At 62.9% G+C, this 22292-nt stretch carries 21 protein-coding genes; 12 read left to right on the forward strand and 9 right to left on the reverse strand.

Annotated features, from left to right (window positions below; translation table 11 throughout):
• Positions 1 to 33: 33 nt before the first annotated feature.
• Complete coding sequence (locus AC1DX4_RS26395) at positions 34 to 1182, forward strand: acyl-CoA dehydrogenase family protein (protein WP_477223096.1); 1149 nt, start codon at positions 34 to 36, stop codon at positions 1180 to 1182.
• A gap of 65 nt (positions 1183 to 1247) precedes the next feature.
• Entirely contained in the window at positions 1248 to 1661 is a 414-nt protein-coding gene (locus tag AC1DX4_RS26400; protein ID WP_477223097.1) for a RidA family protein, read from the forward strand.
• A 24-nt stretch (positions 1662 to 1685) separates the two neighbouring features.
• Here AC1DX4_RS26400 and AC1DX4_RS26405 read toward each other — a convergent pair whose 3' ends face one another.
• Entirely contained in the window at positions 1686 to 2777 is a 1092-nt protein-coding gene (locus AC1DX4_RS26405; RefSeq protein ID WP_477223098.1) for an LLM class flavin-dependent oxidoreductase, read from the reverse strand.
• 120 nt (positions 2778 to 2897) lie between these two features.
• On the opposite strand from AC1DX4_RS26405, the gene AC1DX4_RS26410 reads away from it, so the two are divergent.
• The 6 genes from AC1DX4_RS26410 to AC1DX4_RS26435 all read left to right on the forward strand — a co-directional run bounded on the left by AC1DX4_RS26410 (position 2898) and on the right by AC1DX4_RS26435 (position 7521).
• Positions 2898 to 3659, forward strand: a complete 762-nt coding sequence (locus AC1DX4_RS26410) for an HpcH/HpaI aldolase family protein (protein WP_477223099.1) — start codon at positions 2898 to 2900, stop codon at positions 3657 to 3659.
• Between the two features lie 184 nt (positions 3660 to 3843).
• Positions 3844 to 3969, forward strand: a complete 126-nt coding sequence (locus tag AC1DX4_RS26415) for a hypothetical protein (protein WP_477223100.1) — start codon at positions 3844 to 3846, stop codon at positions 3967 to 3969.
• Between the two features lie 95 nt (positions 3970 to 4064).
• The gene (locus AC1DX4_RS26420) at positions 4065 to 4862 is read left to right on the forward strand and encodes an ABC transporter substrate-binding protein (protein WP_477223101.1); all 798 of its coding nucleotides are present in this window, start codon (positions 4065 to 4067) and stop codon (positions 4860 to 4862) included.
• Positions 4863 to 5030: 168 nt separating this feature from the next.
• A complete protein-coding gene (locus tag AC1DX4_RS26425) occupies positions 5031 to 5705 on the forward strand; it encodes an amino acid ABC transporter permease (RefSeq protein WP_477223102.1) in 675 nt (224 codons plus the stop codon).
• 48 nt (positions 5706 to 5753) lie between these two features.
• Positions 5754 to 7043, forward strand: a complete 1290-nt coding sequence (locus AC1DX4_RS26430) for a cysteine desulfurase-like protein (RefSeq protein ID WP_477223103.1) — start codon at positions 5754 to 5756, stop codon at positions 7041 to 7043.
• Position 7044: 1 nt separating this feature from the next.
• Positions 7045 to 7521, forward strand: coding sequence for a GNAT family N-acetyltransferase (locus AC1DX4_RS26435; protein ID WP_477223104.1), 477 nt, complete (start codon positions 7045 to 7047; stop codon positions 7519 to 7521).
• Between the two features lie 26 nt (positions 7522 to 7547).
• On the opposite strand, the gene AC1DX4_RS26440 is transcribed toward AC1DX4_RS26435, so the two are convergent.
• Genes AC1DX4_RS26440 through AC1DX4_RS26460 form a run of 5 tightly spaced genes read right to left on the reverse strand, consistent with a single transcriptional unit; the run spans position 7548 to position 12783 of the window.
• The gene (locus tag AC1DX4_RS26440) at positions 7548 to 8375 is read right to left on the reverse strand and encodes a dipeptide ABC transporter ATP-binding protein (RefSeq protein ID WP_477223105.1); all 828 of its coding nucleotides are present in this window, start codon (positions 8373 to 8375) and stop codon (positions 7548 to 7550) included.
• Complete coding sequence (locus AC1DX4_RS26445; protein WP_477223106.1) at positions 8372 to 9223, reverse strand: ABC transporter ATP-binding protein; 852 nt, start codon at positions 9221 to 9223, stop codon at positions 8372 to 8374. Before AC1DX4_RS26445 ends, AC1DX4_RS26440 begins: the two co-directional genes overlap by 4 nt.
• Complete coding sequence (locus AC1DX4_RS26450) at positions 9223 to 10107, reverse strand: ABC transporter permease subunit (RefSeq protein ID WP_477223175.1); 885 nt, start codon at positions 10105 to 10107, stop codon at positions 9223 to 9225. Before AC1DX4_RS26450 ends, AC1DX4_RS26445 begins: the two co-directional genes overlap by 1 nt.
• Before the next feature lie 26 nt (positions 10108 to 10133).
• Positions 10134 to 11141, reverse strand: a complete 1008-nt coding sequence (locus AC1DX4_RS26455; protein ID WP_477223107.1) for an ABC transporter permease subunit — start codon at positions 11139 to 11141, stop codon at positions 10134 to 10136.
• Between the two features lie 43 nt (positions 11142 to 11184).
• On the reverse strand, positions 11185 to 12783 hold the full coding sequence (locus AC1DX4_RS26460) for an ABC transporter substrate-binding protein (RefSeq protein ID WP_477223108.1): 1599 nt from the start codon (positions 12781 to 12783) through the stop codon (positions 11185 to 11187).
• A 455-nt stretch (positions 12784 to 13238) separates the two neighbouring features.
• Between AC1DX4_RS26460 and AC1DX4_RS26465 the strand changes: the two genes are divergently transcribed.
• Both AC1DX4_RS26465 and AC1DX4_RS26470 read left to right on the forward strand, forming a co-directional pair.
• The gene (locus AC1DX4_RS26465) at positions 13239 to 15221 is read left to right on the forward strand and encodes a long-chain-fatty-acid--CoA ligase (RefSeq protein ID WP_477223109.1); all 1983 of its coding nucleotides are present in this window, start codon (positions 13239 to 13241) and stop codon (positions 15219 to 15221) included.
• Complete coding sequence (locus tag AC1DX4_RS26470) at positions 15221 to 15949, forward strand: class I SAM-dependent methyltransferase (RefSeq protein ID WP_477223110.1); 729 nt, start codon at positions 15221 to 15223, stop codon at positions 15947 to 15949. Before AC1DX4_RS26465 ends, AC1DX4_RS26470 begins: the two co-directional genes overlap by 1 nt.
• On the opposite strand, the gene AC1DX4_RS26475 is transcribed toward AC1DX4_RS26470, so the two are convergent.
• Together AC1DX4_RS26475 and pgi are read right to left on the reverse strand one after the other, a co-directional pair.
• A complete protein-coding gene (locus AC1DX4_RS26475; protein WP_477223111.1) occupies positions 15933 to 16655 on the reverse strand; it encodes an HAD family hydrolase in 723 nt (240 codons plus the stop codon). The two genes, AC1DX4_RS26470 and AC1DX4_RS26475, sit on opposite strands and share 17 nt — an antisense overlap.
• Positions 16656 to 16660: 5 nt before the next feature.
• Positions 16661 to 18304 (reverse strand): glucose-6-phosphate isomerase, encoded by a 1644-nt coding sequence (gene pgi / locus AC1DX4_RS26480; RefSeq protein WP_477223112.1) that lies wholly within the window; start codon positions 18302 to 18304, stop codon positions 16661 to 16663.
• Positions 18305 to 18606: 302 nt separating this feature from the next.
• Here pgi and pdxR point away from each other — a divergent pair, with 302 nt between their 5' ends.
• Both pdxR and AC1DX4_RS26490 read left to right on the forward strand, forming a co-directional pair.
• Entirely contained in the window at positions 18607 to 20100 is a 1494-nt protein-coding gene (gene pdxR, locus AC1DX4_RS26485) for a MocR-like pyridoxine biosynthesis transcription factor PdxR (protein ID WP_477223113.1), read from the forward strand.
• A 180-nt stretch (positions 20101 to 20280) separates the two neighbouring features.
• Positions 20281 to 21870 carry a trimethylamine methyltransferase family protein gene (locus AC1DX4_RS26490; protein ID WP_477223114.1) on the forward strand — a complete coding sequence of 530 codons (1590 nt, stop codon included), beginning with the start codon at positions 20281 to 20283 and terminating at the stop codon, positions 21868 to 21870.
• Between the two features lie 18 nt (positions 21871 to 21888).
• Here AC1DX4_RS26490 and AC1DX4_RS26495 read toward each other — a convergent pair whose 3' ends face one another.
• Complete coding sequence (locus AC1DX4_RS26495; protein WP_477223115.1) at positions 21889 to 22287, reverse strand: hypothetical protein; 399 nt, start codon at positions 22285 to 22287, stop codon at positions 21889 to 21891.
• Between the last annotated feature and the right edge of the window lie 5 nt (positions 22288 to 22292).

Below are 22292 nucleotides of genomic sequence, written 5' to 3' on the forward strand. Positions count from 1 at the left end.
GAGCGCAACGCTCCAAATACTGCGGAGGGAGAAATGCCTGACCGCTCCTTCCTCAATTGGCCGTTCTTCGAGGACCGTCATCGCGAACTGGCCGAGCACCTCGAAGCATGGTGCGCGACAAACCTCCCTGTCGATCACCACGATGTCGATGCGGCCTGCCGCGAGCTGGTGCAAAAACTTGGCCGGGACGGCTGGCTGAAGCCGACAGCTGTTGACACCGACAATCCGGCACCCCTCGACGTGCGCACTTTGTGCGTCACCCGCGAGACGCTGGCGCGCCATGACGGGCTCGCTGACTTCGCCTTCGCCATGCAAGGGCTCGGCACCGGCGCGCTCAGCCTGTTCGGCACGCCGGAGCAGCAGCAATGGCTGGCGAAGACGCGTGCCGGCAAGGCGATCTCGGCCTTTGCCCTGTCGGAACCGCGCTCGGGATCGGATGTCGCCAACACCGAGATGACAGCGACCCGCGACGGTGACAGCTATGTGCTGTCCGGTGAAAAGACCTGGATCTCCAATGGCGGCATCGCCGATCTCTACATCGTCTTTGCCCGCACCGGCGAGGCGCCGGGCGCCAAGGGGCTTTCCGCCTTTGTTGTGCCTGGTGACGTCAAGGGCCTTGGCATTGCCGAACGCCTCGAAGTGATCGCGCCGCATCCGCTGGCGCGGCTTTCCTTCGATCAGGTCCGCCTGCCTGCCGCCGCACTGATCGGCAAGCCCGGCGACGGTTTTCGTATCGCCATGTCGGTGCTGGACGTGTTCCGCTCGACCGTTGGTGCAGCAGCGCTCGGCTTCGCCCGCCGCGCACTGGATGAAAGCATCAAGAGGGTGGCCGAGCGCAAACTGTTCGGCGCGCCGATGGCCGAGTTGCAGATGGTACAGGGCCATATCGCCGACATGGCGCTCGACGTCGATGCGGCCGCCCTGCTGGTCTACCGCGCCGCCTGGACCAAGGACATGGGCGCGGCGCGGGTCACCCGCGAGGCGGCAATGGCAAAACTGTTCGCCACCGACAAGGCGCAAGAGGTGATCGACAGAGCGGTGCAGCTGCATGGCGGCGACGGCGTCCGCAAAGGCCATATTGTCGAAAGCCTGTATCGCGAGATCCGTGCGCTGCGCATCTATGAGGGCGCATCCGACGTGCAGAAAGTGGTCATCGCCAGGCAAGTGATGGGCGCGGCCTGACGGCAAGAAATTGGCAGGCATTCGATTTTGAGACTTTGGTTTTTGGGAATACCGGGAGGCTAGAAATGCACGAGATTTTGCAGCCGGAAGGCTGGGCCAAGCCGGTCGGCTACGCCAATGGTGTCGCGGCGCGTGGGCGGTTCATCTTCGTTGGCGGACAGGTCGGCTGGAACGGGCAGTGCCAGTTCGAAACCGATGAGTTTGTCGGCCAGGTGCGGCAGACGCTGCAAAACATCGTCGCGGTGCTGGCCGAGGCAGATGCTGAGCCGCGGCACATCACCTCGATGACCTGGTACTTCACCGACAAGGCCGAATACCTCGCCAATCTCAGGGGCATCGGCGAAGCCTATCGCGAGGTGATCGGCCGGCATTTTCCGGCGATGGCCGCCATGCAGGTGGTGGCGCTGGTCGAGGACCGTGCCAAGGTCGAGATTCAGGCCACAGCCGTTATTCCGGACGAACTCGTTAATCCGGAATAATGAATTCGTTGCTCGCGGAATAATTTATGCGCGCAGCCCCGCCTGCCTCAAAATCGGCAGCACGTGATCGCAGAAATAGGGCAACTCCCTGGTGTAGTTGACGAAGGACAGCGCAATGCCCTGGTAGCCATGTCCGGCAATGGCGGCCATGTCGGCGGCGATGGTTTCCGGCGTTCCGATCAGCGGATAAGTGCCGGCGCCGCCGGCGAAACGCTGCCGGTAGCGGTCATAGGCATGCGGGTCGTGCGATTGCGAGAATTCCTTCTTGCCGGCCATGTGGGCATCGACCGCATCGTGGTCGGCCATATCAACGGCATAGCGCGTGTAATAATCCTGCGCCTCCTCCATCGTCGGGCGGCAGACGACATGCGCCACCGTGTAGACGCCGACGTCCCGGCCAACCTTGTCGGCGCGCTCCCTGATATCGGCGACATGTTTGCCGGCATCGGACATTTCGGAAAAGGTCGTGAACAGGTAGTCGCATCGGGCGGCGGCGAAATCGCGGCCCGGTCCGCCGAAAGCGGCGTTCATGGTCACCGGGCGCGGAACCTGCAGGCTGGCCGGCCGGCTGACGGCTTCCTTGAGGTGATAGTAGGTGCCTTCATAGTCGAGCGGCTCGGCCGACGCATAAAGCTTCTCGAGGATTTCGATCCATTCGGCCGCCTGGTCATAACCTTTCTCGACCAGCGGCGTGCCGAACATGCCGAATTCCTTCGGGTTCCAGCCGCAGACGATGTTGAGGCCGGCGCGACCCTGGGAGATATGGTCTACCGTCGCCAGCGCCTTGGCGGCATAGAGCGGATGCACCAGAGGTACGTGCACGGTCATGAACAGCCCGATCTGCTCGGTGGCCATGGCAAGTGCCGCTGCCCAGGTGAAGGTCTCGAACGACCATTCGCGCACCTTGTTGCGGCCGCCAAAGCCGCGCCAGCGGGCAATCGGCAACATGAACTCCAGCCCGGCGCGGTCGGCAATTTGCGCCGCCGTCAGATTGTCCTGCCAGCTCGCCGTCCAGCGCTCCGGAACATCGGTGATGGCAAGGCCACCATCCGCATTGGTCGAAAAGACGCCGAGCTTCAGTTTGTTGGAGCCGTGCAAGGGATGTGGTTTGTTCATGTCGCGACCTCCCGGCGAAGATCGCACGCTACGGCTCCGCGAAAATATTTCAAGCATGAAATAGCTTCGCCTTGCGATAGTTTGCCGATATGAATTCGGCGGAATGAGAAAGGGATGGGCATGAGCGAGTTTCGTCAGAAATGCATCGGCAAGGCAAACCTCGTCGGCTCCTTTGCTGCCATTCCGCATCCCGTCGCGCTTGAAGTGATGGCGCAGGCCGGCCTCGATTTCCTCTGCATCGACTGGGAGCATGCGCAGATTTCGCGCGACATGATCGAGACCATGGTGCGCGCGGCCGACGTCCATCGCGTGCCGGCGATGGTGCGCGTTCCCGGCCATGCGCCGGAAGCGATCCAGGCGGCTTTGGACAGCGGCGCGCAAGGCGTGCTGGTGCCACGCGTCTCGACCGCGGCACAGGCGGCGATGGCCGTGAAAGCCTCGCGCTATCCGCCACTCGGCGAGCGCGGCGTCGGACCCGGTCGGGCCGCCGGCTACGGCTATCGCATTCCCGAATATCTTGCCGGCGCCAACGACAGAACCGTCGTCGCGGTTCAGGTCGAGACATCGGAGGGCCTCGCCAACATCGACGCGATCGCGGCCGTCGACGGCGTCGACGTGATCTTCGTCGGCCCCGGCGACCTTTCGGTGTCGATCGATGCGATCGGACCGCAAGGCGCTGACAAGCTCAATGCGGCGATCGCGACAATCATCGGCGCGACGATCGCACATGGAAAAACTGCCGGCATATTTTGCGCCAGCCCACAGACTGTCAGCCGCTGGGCAGCCATCGGCGCGAGTTTCTTCGTGCTGGCCAGCGACACAATGTTTCTTGGCGCCGGCGCTGCAGCCAACGGCGCCGCCGCACGCGACGAATTGGCATAGGCTAGCCCGGCCAGGCAAAAAGCGTATCGCAGGCGCAACAGGCCGGCCAAGCTTTTTAAGCTTAAAACTTTCGCCTTGAAAAGCGTCCCACTTTGGATAAGCATTCAAAATCGATGGCGGCTGCCGTGCCGGAGGGGGTTGCCGGCCAGTCCATCGTGGTGTTCGGGTGGGAGGGGTTCAGTCCTTGACGTTCATGCTGCCCCAGTCGTCGTCCAGCGCGCGCTATGCCGTCGATGGCGTGCGCGTCCAGATCCGCTATCTGCACACCGAAAACATCGCCAACCGCTCGACCGCATGGTCGCGGCCATGAATTGACGCCCCGCTGGGAGGTGGGACGGCAAGAAACCGTGCGGGGCCAGCCCCGTTCGATCAACAACCAGAGGGAATACCCCAGAGGGAACACCAATGAAGCTCAACCGTCGCAATCTCATCCTGCTCGCCGCTGCCATCGGCATCGCCGCCGGCCCCGCCACCGCCTATGCCGCCGATGTGCTCAATGTCGGCGCCTACCCGACCAATCCGCCCTTCGAATACAAGAACGAGAGCGGCACTTTCGAAGGCTTTGAAGTCGACATCGTCAACGAAGCTGCCAAGCGCATCGGCATGACGACCGACATCGCCGACCTCGGCTTCCAGGCGCTGTTCGCCGCCACCACGTCGAAGCGCATCGACGTCGCCATCTCGTCGATCACCATCACGGCGGAGCGGCTGAAGTCGCAGTCGTTCACGCAGCCCTATTATGATTCCGACATGGGCATCGCGACGAAGACCGACAGCGCTGTTAACACCGAGGCCGACCTCAAGGGCAAGATCGTCGGCGTGCTGTCCGGCTCGACCGGCGAGACCTGGGTCAAGGCACATCAGGAAGCCGACGGCTTCAGCGACGTGAAGGGTTATGACACGCAGCAGAACCTGCTGCTCGACCTCAGCGCCGGCCGCGTCGACGCCGCCGTCAGCGACATTCCGGGCATGGAATATTCCTTCACCAAGATGAAGGATTTGAAGGTCAAGCAGCGCATCAAGACCGGCGAACAGTACGGCCTGATGATGACCAAGGACCACCCGCTGCTCGGCAAGCTCAACGACGCGCTGACCGCGATGAAGAAGGACGGCACGCTGGCCGCGATCCACAAGAAGTGGTTCGGCAGCGACGCGCCGGCCGATTCCTCGACGGTGAAGGAAATGCCGCTGCCTAAGGCCTGAGTGGCGATGCACTGAGATCGTGCCGGCTTTCCAGGCCGGCACGATTCATTTCACGCTCAGCGCCTGCTGCCGCACAGACCGGCTCACCGTAGGCGACGTCGTTTGGTTTCAACTGGAGCACCCTTTGCTCTGGCGTCGCGGGACACAAAACAGTTCGGGAACGCTCCCATGTCGCTGATCGACACCTTCTTCAATCCCGATGTCATCATGTCCAGCCTGCCGGCGCTGCTGCGCGGTTTCCTGAACACGCTGCTGCTCGGCATCCTGAGCATCGGCATCGGTATCCCCATCGGCCTGGGGATCAGCCTGGTGCGGCTCTATGCGCCGAAGCCGCTGCGCTGGCTGGCGGTCGGCTACACCGACATTTTCCGCGCGCTGCCGGTGCTGGTCGTGCTGATCCTGATCTACTACGCGCTGCCCTTCCTCGGCATCCGCCTGTCCTCCTGGGCCTCCGCCGTGACGGCGTTCGCCTTCATCATGTCGGCCTATTCGGCCGAAGTGTTCCGGTCCGGCATAGAGAGCATTCCGAAAGGCCAGTTCGAGGCGTCGCAAGCGCTTGGCCTGCCGTTCCTTTTGACCTTGCGCAAGGTGGTGCTGCCGCAGGCGATCCGTGTGGTCATCCCGCCGATGACCAGCAACTGCGTCTCGATGTTCAAGGACACCTCGCTCGCCTCCACCGTGGCGCTGCCGGAACTCTTGAAGGAAGCGACCAACGCGCAGTCGCTCTACGCCAACCCCTCGCCGCTGATCGGCGCGGCACTGGTCTATCTCATCTTCCTCTGGCCGATGGTCCGCCTCGTCAGCATGCTTGAAGACCGCTTCAAGACCGAGAAGACGCGCTGATCTCGCCAACCGATCCACTCGCCCAAGTCCTTTGTAGGAGCCTACCCCGTGAACAAGCATCAAACCGACACAGCGAACGCCTCAGCGTTCCCCGTCGACACCATCCGTGCCATGTTTCCCGCCCTGCAGCGGGCCGGCGATTTTATCTTCCTGGACAACGCCGCCGGCGCGCAGATCCCGCAGAGCGTGCTCGACGCGGTGACCAACCATCTGGTTTCGCACAATGTGCAGCGCGGCGGCCGCTATGGCCGCAGCGTCACCGTCGACCAGTCGGTCGCCGATGCCCGGACAAGCGTGGCACTGCTGATCAACGCCTACAGCCCGGCGGAAATCTGCTTCGGCATGAACGCCACCTCGTTCATCCGCCTGGTCAGCCTCGGCATCGGCCAGATGCTTGCCAGAGATTCAACGGGGGAACGTGACGAGATCGTCATCACCGACATGGACCATGACGCCAACATCGCGACATGGCTGGCGCTTGAATCCGCCGGCGCCAAGTTCAAGTGGTGGCGTATGCGCGAGGACGGCAATCTGCATGTCGACGATCTGCGCCCGCTGGTGTCCGACCGCACCCGCCTCGTCGCCTGCACGGTGACGGCGCATTCGATCGGCTCGATCGTCGACGTCGCGTCGGTGGCCGAGATCGCTCATGCCGCCGGCGCGGAAGTGTTCCTCGACTGCGTGCACTACGGGCCGCACGGGCTGATCGACGTGCAGGCCTGGGATTGCGATTATCTCGTGTGCTCCGGCTACAAGAATTTCTCGCCGCATATGGGCTTCCTCTGGGGTCGCTTCGACACACTGAAGCGGCTGCCGACTTTTCGCGAGGATTTCATTCCCGACGAACCGCCCTACAAGGTCGAGGCCGGCACCTTCATCTACGAGAATGTCTCCGGCATGGATGCCGCCGTGCAGTATCTGGAACTGATCGGGCGCAATCTGGCGCCCTCCAACAACCGCTCGCGGCGCGAAAACATCGTCGCCGGCATGGGCGCCATTCGCGACTACGAGCTGCTTCTGGCGCGCGAAATGCTCGCCGTGCTGAAGGGTTGCGGTGCGACCATCTATGGCGTTGCCGACGAGGCCCGCATCAACGAGCGCGTGCCGACTTTCTGCTTCAACATCGGCAAGCTCTCACCGCAGCGGATCGTCGAGGAAATGGCCGAGATGCAGATCGGCATCCGCGACGGCCATATGTATGCACCGCGGCTGATGAAGCGCCTCAACCTGTCGATGGACAGCGGCGCCATCCGCGCTTCGCTGGTGCATTACAACACGGTCGAGGAAATCCACCGCTTCGGCGAAGCGCTGCGCGCGATTATCGCCAAGCTGTCGTGACATGACTGGTCCTGGCGACGCCGATGATGAGAGCGCGAACGGGGCGACGTCTCTTGTTGTCCTCAGCGAGCCGACGCCAGAGGACATTGTCGCCCTGGAAGATGGCCTTTACGGCTTCAACGTCGCTGCGACCGGCGTCGATGACGGCCGCTATCTGTCGATCTTCCTGAAGAGGAATGACGGAACGATCTACGCAGGTCTGCACGGGCACAGTTGGGCAGGCGTGTGCGAAATCAAGACTCTATGGATTGCCGACAGCGAGCGCGGCAAAGGCCTCGGCTCGCGCCTCCTTGCAGCAGCAGAACAGGAGGCTCGGCTGCGCGGATGCCATGTCATCCACCTCGCGTCCTTCACCTTCCAGGCGCCGGACTTCTATGAAAAGCATGGATTTCAGCGGCTGGTGCAACTCGAGGACTTTCCGCGCGGCCACGCCAATGTCCTGCTCGCAAAGGCGCCGATGCCTGAGGCACCCGTCTAGCTGCCCCTGGCTGGCGGCAACCGACCTCAGGCCGCCTTCTTCTTCGCCAACCTCGCCTTGATCGAGGCGACATCGGCGCGCGGCGTCGCGGCAAACAGCGTCTTGGTGTAGCTGTGCTTGGGGTCTGAAAAGACCTCCTCGCGCGAGCCGTATTCGACCGCCTCGCCGAAATACATCACCATCACATCGTCGGCGATGTAGCGCACCACGGACAGATCGTGGCTGATGAAGACATAGGTCAGCTGGAATTCGTCCTGCAGGTCGGCGAGCAGGTTCAGTACCTGCGCCTGCACCGACAGGTCGAGTGCGGAGACCGGCTCATCCAGCACCAGCAGGCTCGGGTTCAACATCAGCGCGCGGGCGATGGCGATGCGTTGGCGCTGGCCGCCCGAGAACATGTGCGGGTAGCGATTGTAGTGCTCGGGTCCGAGGCCGACCTTCTTCAGCATCTTCATAGCGAGGTCGCGCCGCTCCTCGGCCGGCTTGCCAGTGTTGATGAGCAGCGGTTCGCCCAGCACGTCGCCGATCTTCTGGCGCGGATTGAGCGACCCGTAAGGGTTCTGGAAAACGATCTGCACCTTGCGGCGCATCTCCTTGCTCAACCCATCCTTGGCAATGTCGACCTTGTTGCCGTCGATGAACAATTCACCCGACGTCGCGGGATCGATCAGCGTGATGATGCGGGCAAGTGTCGACTTGCCGCAGCCGCTTTCACCGACGATGGCCAGCGTCTTGCCCTTGTCGACGCTGAACGAGACGCCCTTGACCGCATGCACGGTGCGCTGCGCGCGAAACAGCCCGCCGCCGACATGGTAGTCGCGCACGATGTTCTTGCCTTCGACGACCTTGGTCATGCTGCGGCTCCCGAGGGCGCCGGCTCGAACAGCATGTCGGAAACAGTCGGCAGGCGGTCGCCCACGGCGTTCTCCGGCAGCGCCGATAGAAGCGCGCGGGTGTAATTGCTCTTCGGCGATTCAAACAGCGACAGCACGTCGGCCTCTTCCATCTTGCGGCCCTTGTACTGGACGATGACGCGGTCGGCGGTCTCGGCCACCACGCCCATATTGTGGGTGATCATGATCAGGCCCATGCCGTATTTGGCCTGCAGCGAGACCAGCAGGTCGAGGATCTGCTTCTGGATGGTGACGTCGAGCGCGGTCGTCGGCTCGTCGGCGATCAGGAGCTTCGGATTGCAGGCAATGGCGATGGCGATCATGACGCGCTGGCACTGGCCGCCCGACATCTGGTGCGGAAACGAGTTCAGGCGATCAGCCGGCTCCGGAATGCCGACCTGCTGCAAAAGCTCGATGGCGCGCGCCCGGCGCTGCGCACCGTCCATACCCATATGGAAACGCAGCACCTCTTCGATCTGGAAGCCGACGGTGAAGCAGGGATTAAGGCTGGCCATCGGCTCCTGGAAGATCATCGACATGTCCTTGCCGACGATCTTGCGCCTTTCGGCAGGGCTCAGCTTCAGGAGATCGCGGCCATTGAAGCTCATGCGATCAGCGGTGACCTTTGCTGTCCACGGCAAAAGGCCCATCACTGCCAGCATCGAGACCGATTTGCCGGAACCGGATTCGCCGACGATCGCCAGCACTTCGCGCTCGTCGACATGCAGCGAAACGCCATCGACCGCCTTGAACGGACCGGACGCTGTCTGGAATTCGACGACGAGGTTCTGGATGTCGAGCAGCGCCATCACGACCTCCTCAGTTTCGGATCGAGCGCATCACGCAGGCCGTCGCCGATCAGATTGATGGCAAGCACGGTGATCAGGATCGCCAGGCCGGGGAAGGTCACCACCCACCAGGCGCGCAGGATGAATTCACGCGCCGAAGCGAGCATCGTGCCCCATTCGGGAGTCGGCGGCTGGGCGCCAAGGCCGAGGAAGCCGAGAGCGGCCGCCTCGAGGATGGCGTTGGAGAACGACAGCGTGCCCTGGACGATCAGCGGCCCCAGGCAATTGGGCAGGATGGTGCGAAGCATCAGCCTGACATGGCCGGCGCCGGCGACCTTGGCGGCGACGACATATTCGCGGCTTTTCTCGGCCATCACGGCAGCGCGCACCAGCCGTGCGAAATGCGGCTGCAGGACAAGCGCGATGGCCAGCATCGCATTGAACAGGCCAGGGCCGAGGATGGTGACCATCACCAGCGCCAGCAACAGCGACGGGAACGCCAGGATGAGGTCCATGACGCGCATGATCGCCACGTCGACCCAGCCGCGGAAATAGCCGGCCAGCAGGCCGAGCGTGATGCCGCCGGTGAGCGCCAGCGTGACCACGACCGCGCCGATCAGCAGCGAGAAGCGCGCGCCATAGAGCAGCCGCGAGAGGATGTCGCGCCCAACTGGATCGGTGCCGAGCAGATATTGTGTCGAGCCGCCGTCCTGCCAGGCCGGAGGCCGCAGGAATGCGGTCTTGTCCTGGATGTCGGGTGCATAGGGAGCCAGCAGCGGCGCAAATAGCGCCGCCAGGACCAGCAGGATGAAGACGAACAGGCCGATGACGGCGCCGCGGTTCACCGAGAAATAATACCAGAAGGTCCTGAGACCGGTGAGGCGGTCCGGGTTGCCGGCGGCCATTGGGGAGATTTCGGTCGACGGGCTCATCACGCCGCCCTTATGCGTGGGTTGATGACGGCATAGAGTAGATCGACGATCAGGTTCACGGCCATGACGATAAGGGCGATCAAGAGCAGGCCAGACTGCACGACGACATAGTCGCGCTTGGATATGGATTCGACCATCCACCTGCCGATGCCCGGCCAGGAGAAGATCGTTTCGGTAAGGATGGCGCCGGCGAGCAGCGTGCTAACCTGCAGGCCGATGGTGGTGACCACCGGGATGAGCGCATTGCGCAGAGCATGCACGCCGATGACTCGGGCCGACGAAAGCCCTTTGGCTCGGGCAGTCCGCACGTAGTCCTCGCCCAGCACCTCGAGCATGGCAGAGCGCGTCTGGCGCGCTATCACAGCCAGCGGAATGGTGCCGAGCACAATTGTCGGTAGCACCAGATGGCGCAATACCGAGCGAAACGCATCCCATTTGCCGTAGAGCAAGGTGTCGATGGTCATGAAGCCGGTGATCGGCTTGAAGAAGTACTGCAGGTCGATGCGGCCGTTAACCGGTGTCCAGCCGAGATAGCCGGAGAAGAAGATGATCAGCAGCAGGCCCCACCAGAAGATCGGCATGGAGTAGCCGACGAGCGCCGTGCCCATCAGCGACTGGTCGAACCACGAGCCGCGCTTGATCGCCGCAAAGATGCCGGCCGGAATGCCGAGCACCATGGCGAAAATCATCGCGAAGATTGACAGTTCCAGCGTCGCCGGGAAAAGCGTCTTGAACTCTTCCATCACCGGGCGCTTGGAAGAAATCGAAACACCGAAATCACCGGTCACGACCTCGCCGACATAGCGCGCATATTGCTGCCAGATCGGCAAATTATAGCCGAACTGTTCCTTGAGTTCCTCGTAACGAGCCGGCGCCACGCCGTGTTCGCCGGCCATGGCAAGGATGGGATCGCCGGGCAGCAGCCTGACGAAGGCGAAGGCACAGATAGTGATGCCGACCAGCGTCGGGATCAAAAGTGCAATTCTGTGGAGGATATATTTGAGCATGGCGAAGGGGGCGGCGCCCTAGAGCGCCGCCCCACTCAATGTCTTATTCGGCTTTGTCGACGCCGTCGAAGCGGTGAATGCCGAGCGGGTCCATCATGAAACCGCTGACATTCTTGCGCACGACTGCGTAGACTTGGCTATGCGCCAGCAGGAAGGCCGGAGCCTGCTTCTGGAAGACGACCTGCGCCTCTCCATAGAGCTTGGAACGCTCGGCCTGGTCGCTGGTCTTCTTGGCCTTCTGGATCAGGTCCTCGAAGTCCTTGTCGCACCAGCTCGAGTAGTTCGAGACGCCGACGGCGTTGCACGCGAACAGCGTGGCGAAGAAGTTGTCCGGATCGCCATTGTCGCCGGTCCAGCCGATCTGGAACGCGCCGGGACGGTCCTTCTTCTTGCCTTCCGAGCGATACTTGGTCCACTCGTAGTTGACGATCTCCGCCTTGACGCCAACCTTGGCCCAGTCGGCCTGGATCAGTTCGGCGGCGCGCTGGAAGTTCGGGTTATAGGGACGAACGCGATCGGAAGCCCAGAGCTGGATTTCCGTGAGCCCGGCAGCGGCCAGCACCTTCTTGGCTGCATCGGGATCATAGGCGTCGGACTTCACATCCTTGTTCCACGACCACATGGTCGGCGGGATCAGGTTTTCGGCAGGCGTGGCGCCGGCATCCTGGAACAGCGACTTGATCAGAGCTTCCCGATCGATCGCCTGGTTGAGTGCATGGCGCACTTCAGGCTTGTCGAGCGGGGGGATGGTGGTGTTGTAGCTCATATAGCCGATGTTCAGGCCGGCCTGATCCATCAGGGTCACGTCCTTGTTGGCCTTGATCGTGCCGATGTCGGCAGGATTCGGATAGGGCGCGATATCGCACTCGCCGGCGAGCACCTTCTGGATGCGCGCGGTCGCGTCGGGCGTGATGGCGAAGACGAGATCGTCGATCTTCTCCTTGCCATTGAAATAGTCCGGGTTGGCTGCGTAGCGGATGACCGAATCCAGCTGGTAGTCGACGAACTGGAACGGACCGGTGCCGATCGGCTTGGTCGAGAAATCGGCCATCTTGCCGTCCTTCGCCAGCTGGTCGGCATATTCCTTCGACATGATCGACGCGAAGTCCATGCCGAGATTGGCCAGCATCGGCGCGTTCGGCTCGGTCAGCGTCAGCTTGACGGTCAGGTCGTCAACCTTTTCCCACTTGGCGACGTATTTCGGCATGTCCATGCCGGTGTAGTAGTCCCAGGTCAGGTTGGGCAGATACTTGTCGCCGTTCCAGGGGTTTTCCTTGTTGAACTGGCGATCGAAGGAGAAGACGACGTCATCGGCGTTGAGGTCGCGCGTCGGCTTGAAATAGTCGGTGGTCTGGAACTTCACGCCCGGATGCAGGTGGAACGTATAGACCAGGCCGTCGTCCGAGATTTCCCACTTGTCGGCGAGGCCGGGCTCGACCTCGGTGCCGCCATGCTTGAACTCGACCAGACGCGAATAGACGGTACGCGACGAGGCATCGAAATCGTTGCCGCCGGTCGTGGTACCCGGATCAAAATTGGCAGGCGACGCTTCCGAGCAATAGACAAGCGTCTTTGCATTGGCCATGCCGCCCAGGACGCTTGCGGCCAGCAACGCGGCCGCAAAAGCGAGTTTCTTTTTCATTGAGCACTCCCTGATGTTCTTCCAAGCCCCTCTATCAGGCTCGCGAAGCGCGCATATAAGCACCGTTTTTACGGCTTTGGAACACCCCGTTTGCTTACCCCGCGGGAAGCAGGAAAAAAATCCGCCATTTTGCTAAATGGCAGAAAAAATTAGCAGTTTTTTCCATTCACGATATTATTAACGACCGCATTTTTTTATTGATCCGGCATCTGGCGACATCGACGCAACGTCCCGTCTTCCTCCGGCCACGGATGTGGAAGAGACCTGTTCCAAGTGTCGCCGGCGGGAAAGATTTTCGGCGGCAAATCTTTCGGCGCCTTGCCGCAGGGGCAAGACTTGCACGGCCGCCGATAGAGGCAATACATAGATGGATATGCTGGCGGCAGCGGAGGACGTCTCTGTCATTTCGGAGGCGGCGCGGCACAGGCGACCACGAAATATCGAGGGAGGAACGGGTGGCAAAAGCATCGAAGACGACGGCGCCGGCAAAAGCATCAGCCAAGGCGGCCTCGAAGCCAGCCGCCGGCGCTGACGTGCAAGCGAAGCCCGCGGCCAAGGCCGCACCCACGAAGGCAAAACCGGCAGCAAAATCCACCCCGGCTAAAACGGTAGCCAAAACCGCTTCGCCAAAGACCGCCGCGACGAAGGCAGTGCCGCCGAAGGCAGCAGCAGCCAAAAAAGCTGTGGCACCGAAAGCCGCGCCCGCCGCGAAGCCCGTCGAGGCCACCAAGCGGCTGCCGAAGGCACTCACGGAACTTGCCGCCGGCCTGCCCGAAAAACCATGGCTCAAGAGCTATCCAAAAAATGTGCCGACCGAAATCGGTGTGTTGCCCTACAGTTCGATCGGCGATTTCCTGGTCGGCGCCTGCAAGCAATTTTCCGCCCAGCCGGCCTTCACCTGCATGGACAAATCCATCAGCTACGCCGATGTCGAGCAGTTGTCGGCGGCCTTCGGTGCTTATCTGCAATCGAAGGGGCTGCAAAAGGGTGCTCGCGTCGCCCTGATGATGCCTAACGTTCTGCAATATCCGGTGGCGATGATGGGCATCCTGCGCGCCGGCTATGTCGTGGTGAACATCAATCCGCTGTACACGCCGCGCGAGCTGGAGCATCAGCTCAAGGATTCCGGCGCACAAGCCATCGTCATCCTGGAAAACTTCGCCAACACCTTGCAGGCGGTGATCGCCAGGACCGCGGTCAAGCATGTTGTGGTGGCGGCCATGGGCGACATGCTCGGCGGCCTCAAGGGGACGATCGTCAACTTCGTCGTGCGCCGCGTGAAGAAGATGGTGCCGGCATGGTCGCTGCCCGGGCATGTCAAGTTCAACGTGGCGGTGAAAGCGGGATCCGGGGGCGGCTTCAAGCCGGTCAAGGTTGCAGCCGACGATGTCGCCTTCCTGCAATATACGGGCGGCACCACGGGCGTGTCGAAGGGCGCTACGCTGCTGCACAGCAATGTGCTCTCCAATGTCGTGCAGAACGCGCAGTGGATGGAAGACGCCTATACGATCAAGCCGAAACCCGCGCACCCAAACTTCATCTGCGCGCTGCCGCTCTATCATATCTTCGCGCTGACGGTGAACGCTCTGATGGGCATGCAGCAGGGCGCACGCAACGTGCTCATTCCCAACCCGCGCGATATCCCCGGCTTCGTCAAGGAACTGGCAAAGTATCCGACCCATGTCTTTCCGGGCCTCAACACGCTGTTCAACGCGCTGCTCAACAATGAGGATTTCCGCAAGCTCGACTTCAAGCCGCTGGTGCTGACGCTGGGCGGCGGCATGGCGGTGCAGAAGGGCGTCGCCGAACGCTGGAAGGCGTTGACCGGTTGCCCTGTCACTGAAGGTTACGGCCTCTCGGAAACCTCGCCGGTGGCCACGGCCAACAAGTTCAGTTCCGGCGACTTCACCGGCACGATCGGCCTGCCGCTGCCCTCGACGGAAATCGCTATCCGTGACGACGACGGCAACAATTTGCCGCTCGGCGAGGTCGGCGAAATCTGTATCAGGGGACCGCAGGTGATGGCGGGCTACTGGAACCGGCCTGACGAAACCGCCAAGGTGATGACCAAGGACGGCTACTTCAAGTCAGGCGACATGGGCTTCATGGACGAGCGCGGCTACACCAAGATCGTCGACCGCAAGAAGGACATGATCCTGGTCTCGGGCTTCAACGTCTATCCGAACGAGCTCGAGGAGGTCGTGGCGATGCATCCGGGCGTGCTCGAAGTGGCGGCGATCGGCGTGCCGGACGAGCATTCCGGCGAAGTGCCGAAGCTGTTCATCGTCAAGAAGGACCCGGCCCTGACCGCTGAAGCGATCACCGCTTTCTGCCGCGAGAACCTGACCGGCTACAAGCGGCCCAAATACATCGAGTTCAGGACCGAACTGCCGAAGACGCCGGTCGGCAAGATCCTGCGGCGGGCGCTGCGCGAATAGTGGATGCTGCTGAAGACAATGCGCTCAATCGGGACTCGCGCCTCGACCCGGCCGAATTCATCAAGGCGAACATGCGCCTTGTCAGCGTGCCCGCGCTTCCCGAAATCAGGCTTTACGCCGCCCATCCAGGCAGCGGGTTGAGACGGCTTCTCGGATCTGAAGACGACAACGATACTGACGAAGATACGCCGGAACCACAGCCGCCCTATTGGGCCTATATCTGGGCCGGCGGCGCGGTGCTGGCGCGCCATATTTTCGAGCATCCGCTTTGCGTGGCAGGCCGTCGCGTGCTCGATCTCGGCGCGGGCTCGGGCATTGTCGGCATTGCCGCTGCCAAGGCCGGCGCGCGGGAGGTGATCGCGGCCGAGATCGATCGCAATGGCGTCGCCGCGATCGGCCTCAATGCGGCGGCGAACGGCGTCTCCATAACCGTTTTCGGAGACGACATCACGAAAGGTCCGCCACCGGCGGTCGACCTCGTGCTCGCCGGCGATGTCTTCTACGGGCAGGACGTCACTGAGCGCGTCATGCCCTTTCTCGACCGCTGCCTCGCCGCCGGCATCGAGGTGCTGGTGGGCGATCCGGGCCGGGCCTGTCTGCCGCGTTCACGGCTGCGGCTGCTTGCCGAATACGCGGTGCCGGATTTCGGCGACGCGAAAGACGCAGCCCCAAGGCCGAGCGGCGTCTTTCGCTTCGAGACCGAGCTGGCGGTTAGACCGTCTCCCTGACTCGCGCCGAAAGAAAGTCTGGCAGGTCGGCAACCGAATCCAGGATGACGTCGGCGATCTCGGCCAGCGATTCGCGCGTGCCGGTGCCGGAGAGCACGCCTACCGCGAGACCACAGCCGCCGGCGCGCGCCATTTCGAGATCGTGACGGTTGTCGCCAACCATGGCGATCTCCGCCGCTCTCAGTCCGGTAAGGTCGCAAAAGGCCTGGATGGTGTCGGGCGCGGGTTTGGGGTTGGCCACCGCGTCGTAACCGTAGGCGGCGTCGAACAACTGGGCGACGCCGAGCGTGACCAAGGTCTTTTCCGCGCCGCTGGTGGAATCATTGGTGGCAACGCCAAGCCGGTAGGATCTTTTGTGCAGCGCCGCCAAGGTGTCGACGATGCCCGGCAGCGCCACCGCCATCGTCGAGCCTTGCACCGAGGTGATCTCGTTGAAGCGGGCGACGGCCAGCATCTGGTCCTCGTTCGACAGGCGCGGAAACCAGAGTTCGACAACGTCGAGATTGGTGCCGGAGGCAAAGATCGAGTCGGGCTTGAAGCGCCTGTTGGCGAAATCGAAGCCGGCCGCAGCGAGCAGCCTGTCGGCCTTCCAGCGATCGCCGTCGGCGGCATCCATGGCCATGAAATCGGCGACGCCGAGCCAGGTCGCGTTGAAGTCGACAAGTGTCCCGTCCTTGTCGAACAGTATGCCCTTGATGTCTGCCAAATTTTTCACTCCGAACCACGCAATTGGTGGATGTATCCCACAAGGCCAGCCGTCGATGCGTCACGCTTGGCGGCACTTTCCTTGCCCTCCACGACAGGCAAAAGGCCGGTCGCCAGTTCCTTGCCCAGTTCGACGCCCCATTGGTCGAAGGAATTGATGTTGAACAGCGTGCCCTCGACGAAGACGCGGTGCTCGTAGAGCGCGATCAGCCGGCCGAAGGTGCGTGGGTCGAGCTTGCGATAGAGGATGGTCACCGAAGGCCGGTTGCCGGAGAAGACACGATGCGGCGCTATCTTGTCGACATCGGCCGGCTTCATGCCCTTGGCCAGCATCTGCGCACGCGCCTCGTCCAGCGTGCGGCCCTTCATCAACGCTTCCGATTGCGCCAGGCAATTGGAGAGCAGCAAATCATGCTGGTGCTTGAGTTCGGGCTCGTGGCCGACGGCCGCTGCAAGGAATTCGACCGGGATGAAGTCCGTCCCCTGGTGCAGGAGCTGGAAGAAGGCGTGCTGGCCATTGGTGCCGGGCTCGCCCCAAACCAGAGGCCCGGTCGGCGTCGTCACCGGCGTGCCGTCGAGGGTGACGCCCTTGCCGTTCGATTCCATGTCGAGCTGCTGCAGATAGGCCGGCAGCCTGGACAGGCGCTGGTCATAGGGGATGACCGCGCGGGCCGGATAGCCGCAGATGACGCGATGCCACCAGCCGACCAGCCCCAGAAGCGCCGGAAGGTTCCCTGCGATCGGCGCGGTGCGGAAATGTTCGTCCATCTCGTGGGCGCCATCGAGGAAGGCGCGAAAATTCCTCGGGCCGACGGCGATCATGACCGGCAGGCCGATCGCGCCCCAGACCGAATAGCGGCCGCCGACCCAGTCCCAGAAGCCGAAGACGCGATCGGATTCGATGCCGAACTTGGCCACCAGGTCGAGCGCCGTCGAGACGGCGGCGAAATGCTTGCCGACCGCCTGCTTGCCGAGCGCCTTCTGCACCCAGTCGCGCGCCGTCTGCGCATTGGTCATCGTCTCGACCGTGGTGAAGGTTTTTGAGGCGATGATGAATAGCGTGGTTTCGGCGGACAGGCCCTTCAGCGTGTCATGGATATGGGCGCCGTCGATGTTGGAGACATAGTGCGCGCGCGGCCCGTCATGATAGGGGGCGAGCGCCAGCGTCGCCATGGCCGGGCCGAGGTCGGAGCCGCCAATGCCGATGTTGACGATGTCGGTGATCTTCTTGCCGGTGGCGCCGGCAGCCTTGCCGGAGCGGATCGCATCGGCGAAGGCGCCCATCGCGTCGAGCACGGAAAGCACGTCCGCCTTGACGTCCTGGCCATCGACCGTGACGCCCTTGCCGCTGAGATTGCGCAGCGCCGTGTGCAGCACGGCGCGGTCTTCGGTGATGTTGATCTTCTTGCCGGCGAACATGGCGGCGCGGCGACCCTCGAGATCGGCGGCGCCAGCGAGCTTTTCCAGCAGATCCATGGTGGTCGCGTCGACGGCGCATTTCGACCAGTCGAGCAACAAATTGTCGTCGGTGGCGGAGAATGTATGGAACCGCTGCGGATCGGCGGCGAAGGCCTGGCGCATGCTGGCAGGTGCCGCGGCGCGATGGTCGCGCAAGGCGGCAAGCTGTTTCTGGAAGGCTGACTTATCCACTGGCGGGTAGCTCCTGGCGTTTTGGATGCACCATATCAGACCGGATGTTTCCGGCGCGTGTCGTCGCGGCACAACTATTGAGCCGAACTCCGTGCGGTCAATACGCGGCGATGCCGCATCGCATCACGATGCGATGACACAATGTGTCGATCCGGGAGGCTGCAGCGCCCGATTTCGGCCGGAAGGATCACTGGCATAAATCCCAAAGATCAGAAAAATTGATTGGCGCAACCCCTTGTGCCACCGTTACATTCCACTGGTCCAGCCAAGCGAAAAAAGCTGGCCATCGAGGAACATCTTCCATGCCACAGAGAAACGACACGGCGATATGGTCCGGCCTGTTCCGGATTTCGGCTGAATCCGGCCAGACCCTGCAGGCGCAGATCCGCCAAGCCATCGTGGCCGCCATTCTCGACCGGCAGATCGCTGCTTCGATGCCACTTCCCTCCTGCCGAATCCTGGCCGAAAAACTCGGCGTAGCGCGCGGAACCGTGGTGCTGGCCTTCCAGCAGCTCGTCGACCAGGGTTTCCTGGTGGCGCGCGAGCGGCGCGGGCATTTCGTCAATCCCGACGTGCTGGCGACACCGGCCAAGCCGCACCAGAAGGCGCCTGACCAGGCCAACGAGATCGACTGGAAGGCACGCCGGCAGATCGCCGCCAGCGACATGCCGCCGCCGGCCAAGCACGAGAACTGGATCAAGTCGTCCTATCCCTTCGTCTACGGCCAGTTCGACCCGGCGCTGTTCCCGACCGCCGAGTGGCGCGAGTGCAACCGCATGGCGTTGGCCGTGCTCGAAATCCGCAACTGGGCGTCCGACATGGTCGACCGCGACGATCCGCTCTTGATCGAGCAGATCCAGGCGCGGCTGTTGCCGCGGCGCGGCATCTTCGCCAATCCCGACGAGATCATCGTCACGCTTGGCGCCCAGAACGCGCTCTACATGCTGGCGACGCTGCTGATGACCAAGGGCTCGAAGGTGGCGATGGAAGATCCTGGCTACCCCGACGCACGCTCGATCTTCCGGCTAGCGGGCGCCGAGATCCAGCCGGTGCCGGTCGACCAGTCCGGCATCGTAAGCTCTTCCATCCCCAATGATTCCGGCTTCGTCTTCGTCACGCCCAGCCATCATTGCCCGACCATGGTGCCGTTGTCGGCGGAGCGGCGGCAGGATCTTCTGGCGCGCGCCAACCGGCACAACCAGATCATCATCGAGGACGGCTATGACAGCCAGCTTCTCGACGAGGCGCCGCAGCAGGCGCTGAAGAGCCTCGATCGTTCAGGCCGCGTCGTCTATGTCGGCTCGATGTCGAAGACGCTGGCTCCCGGCCTGCGGCTAGGCTACATCGTCGCCTCTGCTGGACTAATCTCCGAGCTCAGGGCACTGCGCCGTTTCATGCTGCGCCATCCGCCGGCCAACAACCAGCGCGCCGTCGCTTTGTTCCTGTCGCTCGGCCATCACGAGGCACTGGTGCGGCGTCTGTCGAGCGCCTTCGACGAGCGGCGCAAGCGCCTGGTCCATGCGATTTCCGCCTTCCTGCCGGAATGGCGCTCGACCGACTCGGCCGGCGGCACATCGCTCTGGCTCGAAGGGCCACGCGGCACCGATTCCCGCGGTTTGGCCGAGGCCGCCGCCTCGCGCAGCGTGATCATCGAGCCGGGAGACCGCTTCTTCGACCGCACCGAAAAGCCTTCGCGTTTCATGCGGTTGGGCATTTCCTCGATCGCGCTGCAGCACATCGAACCCGGCATCCGCGAATTGGCCACGGCCGCTGGACGCAGGCCCGCTGCCGCCTGATCGCCTTTCACCGGAGCCACCAGCAGTGGCTCCGGCTCCTTTAGCTCTGGCACATGCAACCGGACAGGCTGGCCCATAGGCTGTGCCAATGCCGGCGGCATAGTCGTGGCATAAAGGGGCAGAAGCAGCCGATGGTGGACCAACCGCCGCCCTGTTTCCGAGAAAAGGTGGAGCGTCTCCATGTCAGTGGTTCTTGAAAAGCAGGAAGCGGCGGCGGATCAACGCTCGCGCCGCTCCGGTGGACGCGAAGCGCGTCGCGCCATGCGGGCAGCGCCCTTGGCCGACGACATCAAGCCGGTACGCGCCGGCCTCGAGGGCGGCAGCTACGGACCGCTGAAGCACCATGACCAGGAACGCATCCACGAGGCTGTGCTGACGCTGCTGGAGACCGTCGGCTTCGCCAATGCCATCCCCTCCTGCATCGAGGCGCTGACCAAGGCCGGCGCCACCTATGGCGATGACGGCCGTATCCGCTTTCCGCGCGCGCTGGTGCTCGACACGATCAAGAAGGCGGCACGCAATTTCACCCTGCACGGCCAGGATCCCAAACACGACATGTTGATCCAGGGCAAGCGCGTGCACTACGGCACGGCGGGTGCCGCGGTCCATCTGGTCGATGTCGAGAAGCGCGAATATCGCGAATCGCTGCTGCAGGACATTTATGACGCGGCCCGCCTCGTCGAAGGGCTCGACAACATCCATTTCTTCCAGCGGCCAATGGTGCCGCGCGACATTCCCGATCCGCTCGAAATGGACTTCAACACGCTCTACGCCTGCGTGATGGGCACGTCCAAGCATGTCGGCACCTCTTTCACGGTGCGCGAGAACGTGCAGCCGGCGCTCGAAATGCTCTATGCCATCGCCGGCGGCGAGGAAAATTTCCGCGCACGGCCGTTCGTGTCGAACTCGAACTGCTTCGTCGTGCCACCGATGAAGTTCGCCGAGGACGCCTGCGGCGTGCTCGAGGCCTGTGTCGACGGAGGCATCCCGATCCTGCTTTTGTCGGCCGGACAAGCCGGCGCGACCGCTCCGGCGGCGATTGCCGGCGCCGTGGTGCAAGCGGTGGCCGAAGTGCTGGCCGGTCTTGTCTATGTCAACGCCATCAAGCCGGGACATCCGGCGATCTTCGGCACCTGGCCGTTCGTGTCGGACCTGCGGACCGGCGCCATGTCGGGCGGCTCGGCCGAGCAGGCGGTGCTGACCGCTGCCTGCGCGCAGATGGCGCAATTCTACGATCTGCCGGGCGGTTCGGCCGCCGGCATGACGGATTCGAAACTGCCCGACATCCAGTCCGGCTACGAAAAAGGCATCACCGACGTGATGGCCGGCCTTGCCGGGCTCAACCTCGTCTACGAATCCGCCGGGATGCATGCCTCGCTGCTCGGCTTCTGCCTGGAAAGCCTGATCATCGACAATGACATGCTCGGTCACTGCCTGCGCTGCGTGCGCGGCATCGAGGTGTCAGATGAATCGCTGTCGATCGACACCATCGCAGAGGTCTGCCTGAATGGCCCGGGCCACTACCTCGGCAACGAGCAGACGCTCAGGCTGATGCAGACCGAATATTTCTATCCGGCCGTCGGCGACCGCTTTTCGCCGAAGGAATGGAACGAGAAAGGCCGGCCCGACATCTTGCAGCGTGCGATCATCGAGAAGAAGCGCGTGCTTGCTGAGCGTTTTCCGCGCCATGTCCCAAAACTGCTCGACGACAGATTGCGCACCCGCTTCGGCGACATGATCAAGCTGCCGCGCGCCAATATGGGCGGCTGAGGCGCTCGTCGGAACAAGTTATTCAGAGGCCAACCCGAAACGCTCAACGACCTCGGCGTTGATCAGCTTGGCGTGCAGCGCCATCAGCACGATTTGCGCATCGAAACTGTCGCCGGCCTCGACCGCGGCCTCGATCCGGCGCTCCACGTCCTGCCGCTGCTGCAAGCCATGCGAGCGTTCGAAGGTTTCCGGTCCGGCAATGCAATAGCTGAAGAGCCGCGCCACGTCCGGATAGGCCTGGCTGGGCGGCTCGTCGGGCCAGTGATCCTTCATCAGATTGACGATGGTGAGTTTTACCCCTTCCGGCACAAGGGCAGGATGCAGGTCGGCGCCGCGCAGCGCGTCGTCGAGCTGCCTGAGATCACCCGAGCGGCCGAACATGCCGAGAAAACCGAGGGAAGAGCGTCGTTGCGCCATGATGT

Source organism: Mesorhizobium sp. P3_A8 (assembly GCF_056402995.1).

Coding starts and splice junctions, on each gene's coding strand:
- AC1DX4_RS26460 (WP_477223108.1), bottom strand. CDS start 12,783: ATGAAAAAGAAACTCGCTTTTGCGGCCGCGTTGCTGGCCGCAAGCGTC.
- AC1DX4_RS26435 (WP_477223104.1), top strand. CDS start 7,045: ATGACTGGTCCTGGCGACGCCGATGATGAGAGCGCGAACGGGGCGACG.
- AC1DX4_RS26405 (WP_477223098.1), bottom strand. CDS start 2,777: ATGAACAAACCACATCCCTTGCACGGCTCCAACAAACTGAAGCTCGGC.
- AC1DX4_RS26400 (WP_477223097.1), top strand. CDS start 1,248: ATGCACGAGATTTTGCAGCCGGAAGGCTGGGCCAAGCCGGTCGGCTAC.
- AC1DX4_RS26455 (WP_477223107.1), bottom strand. CDS start 11,141: ATGCTCAAATATATCCTCCACAGAATTGCACTTTTGATCCCGACGCTG.
- AC1DX4_RS26440 (WP_477223105.1), bottom strand. CDS start 8,375: ATGACCAAGGTCGTCGAAGGCAAGAACATCGTGCGCGACTACCATGTC.
- AC1DX4_RS26445 (WP_477223106.1), bottom strand. CDS start 9,223: ATGGCGCTGCTCGACATCCAGAACCTCGTCGTCGAATTCCAGACAGCG.
- AC1DX4_RS26495 (WP_477223115.1), bottom strand. CDS start 22,287: ATGGCGCAACGACGCTCTTCCCTCGGTTTTCTCGGCATGTTCGGCCGC.
- pdxR (WP_477223113.1), top strand. CDS start 18,607: ATGCCACAGAGAAACGACACGGCGATATGGTCCGGCCTGTTCCGGATT.
- AC1DX4_RS26490 (WP_477223114.1), top strand. CDS start 20,281: ATGTCAGTGGTTCTTGAAAAGCAGGAAGCGGCGGCGGATCAACGCTCG.
- AC1DX4_RS26420 (WP_477223101.1), top strand. CDS start 4,065: ATGAAGCTCAACCGTCGCAATCTCATCCTGCTCGCCGCTGCCATCGGC.
- AC1DX4_RS26395 (WP_477223096.1), top strand. CDS start 34: ATGCCTGACCGCTCCTTCCTCAATTGGCCGTTCTTCGAGGACCGTCAT.
- AC1DX4_RS26410 (WP_477223099.1), top strand. CDS start 2,898: ATGAGCGAGTTTCGTCAGAAATGCATCGGCAAGGCAAACCTCGTCGGC.
- AC1DX4_RS26450 (WP_477223175.1), bottom strand. CDS start 10,107: ATGGCCGCCGGCAACCCGGACCGCCTCACCGGTCTCAGGACCTTCTGG.
- AC1DX4_RS26425 (WP_477223102.1), top strand. CDS start 5,031: ATGTCGCTGATCGACACCTTCTTCAATCCCGATGTCATCATGTCCAGC.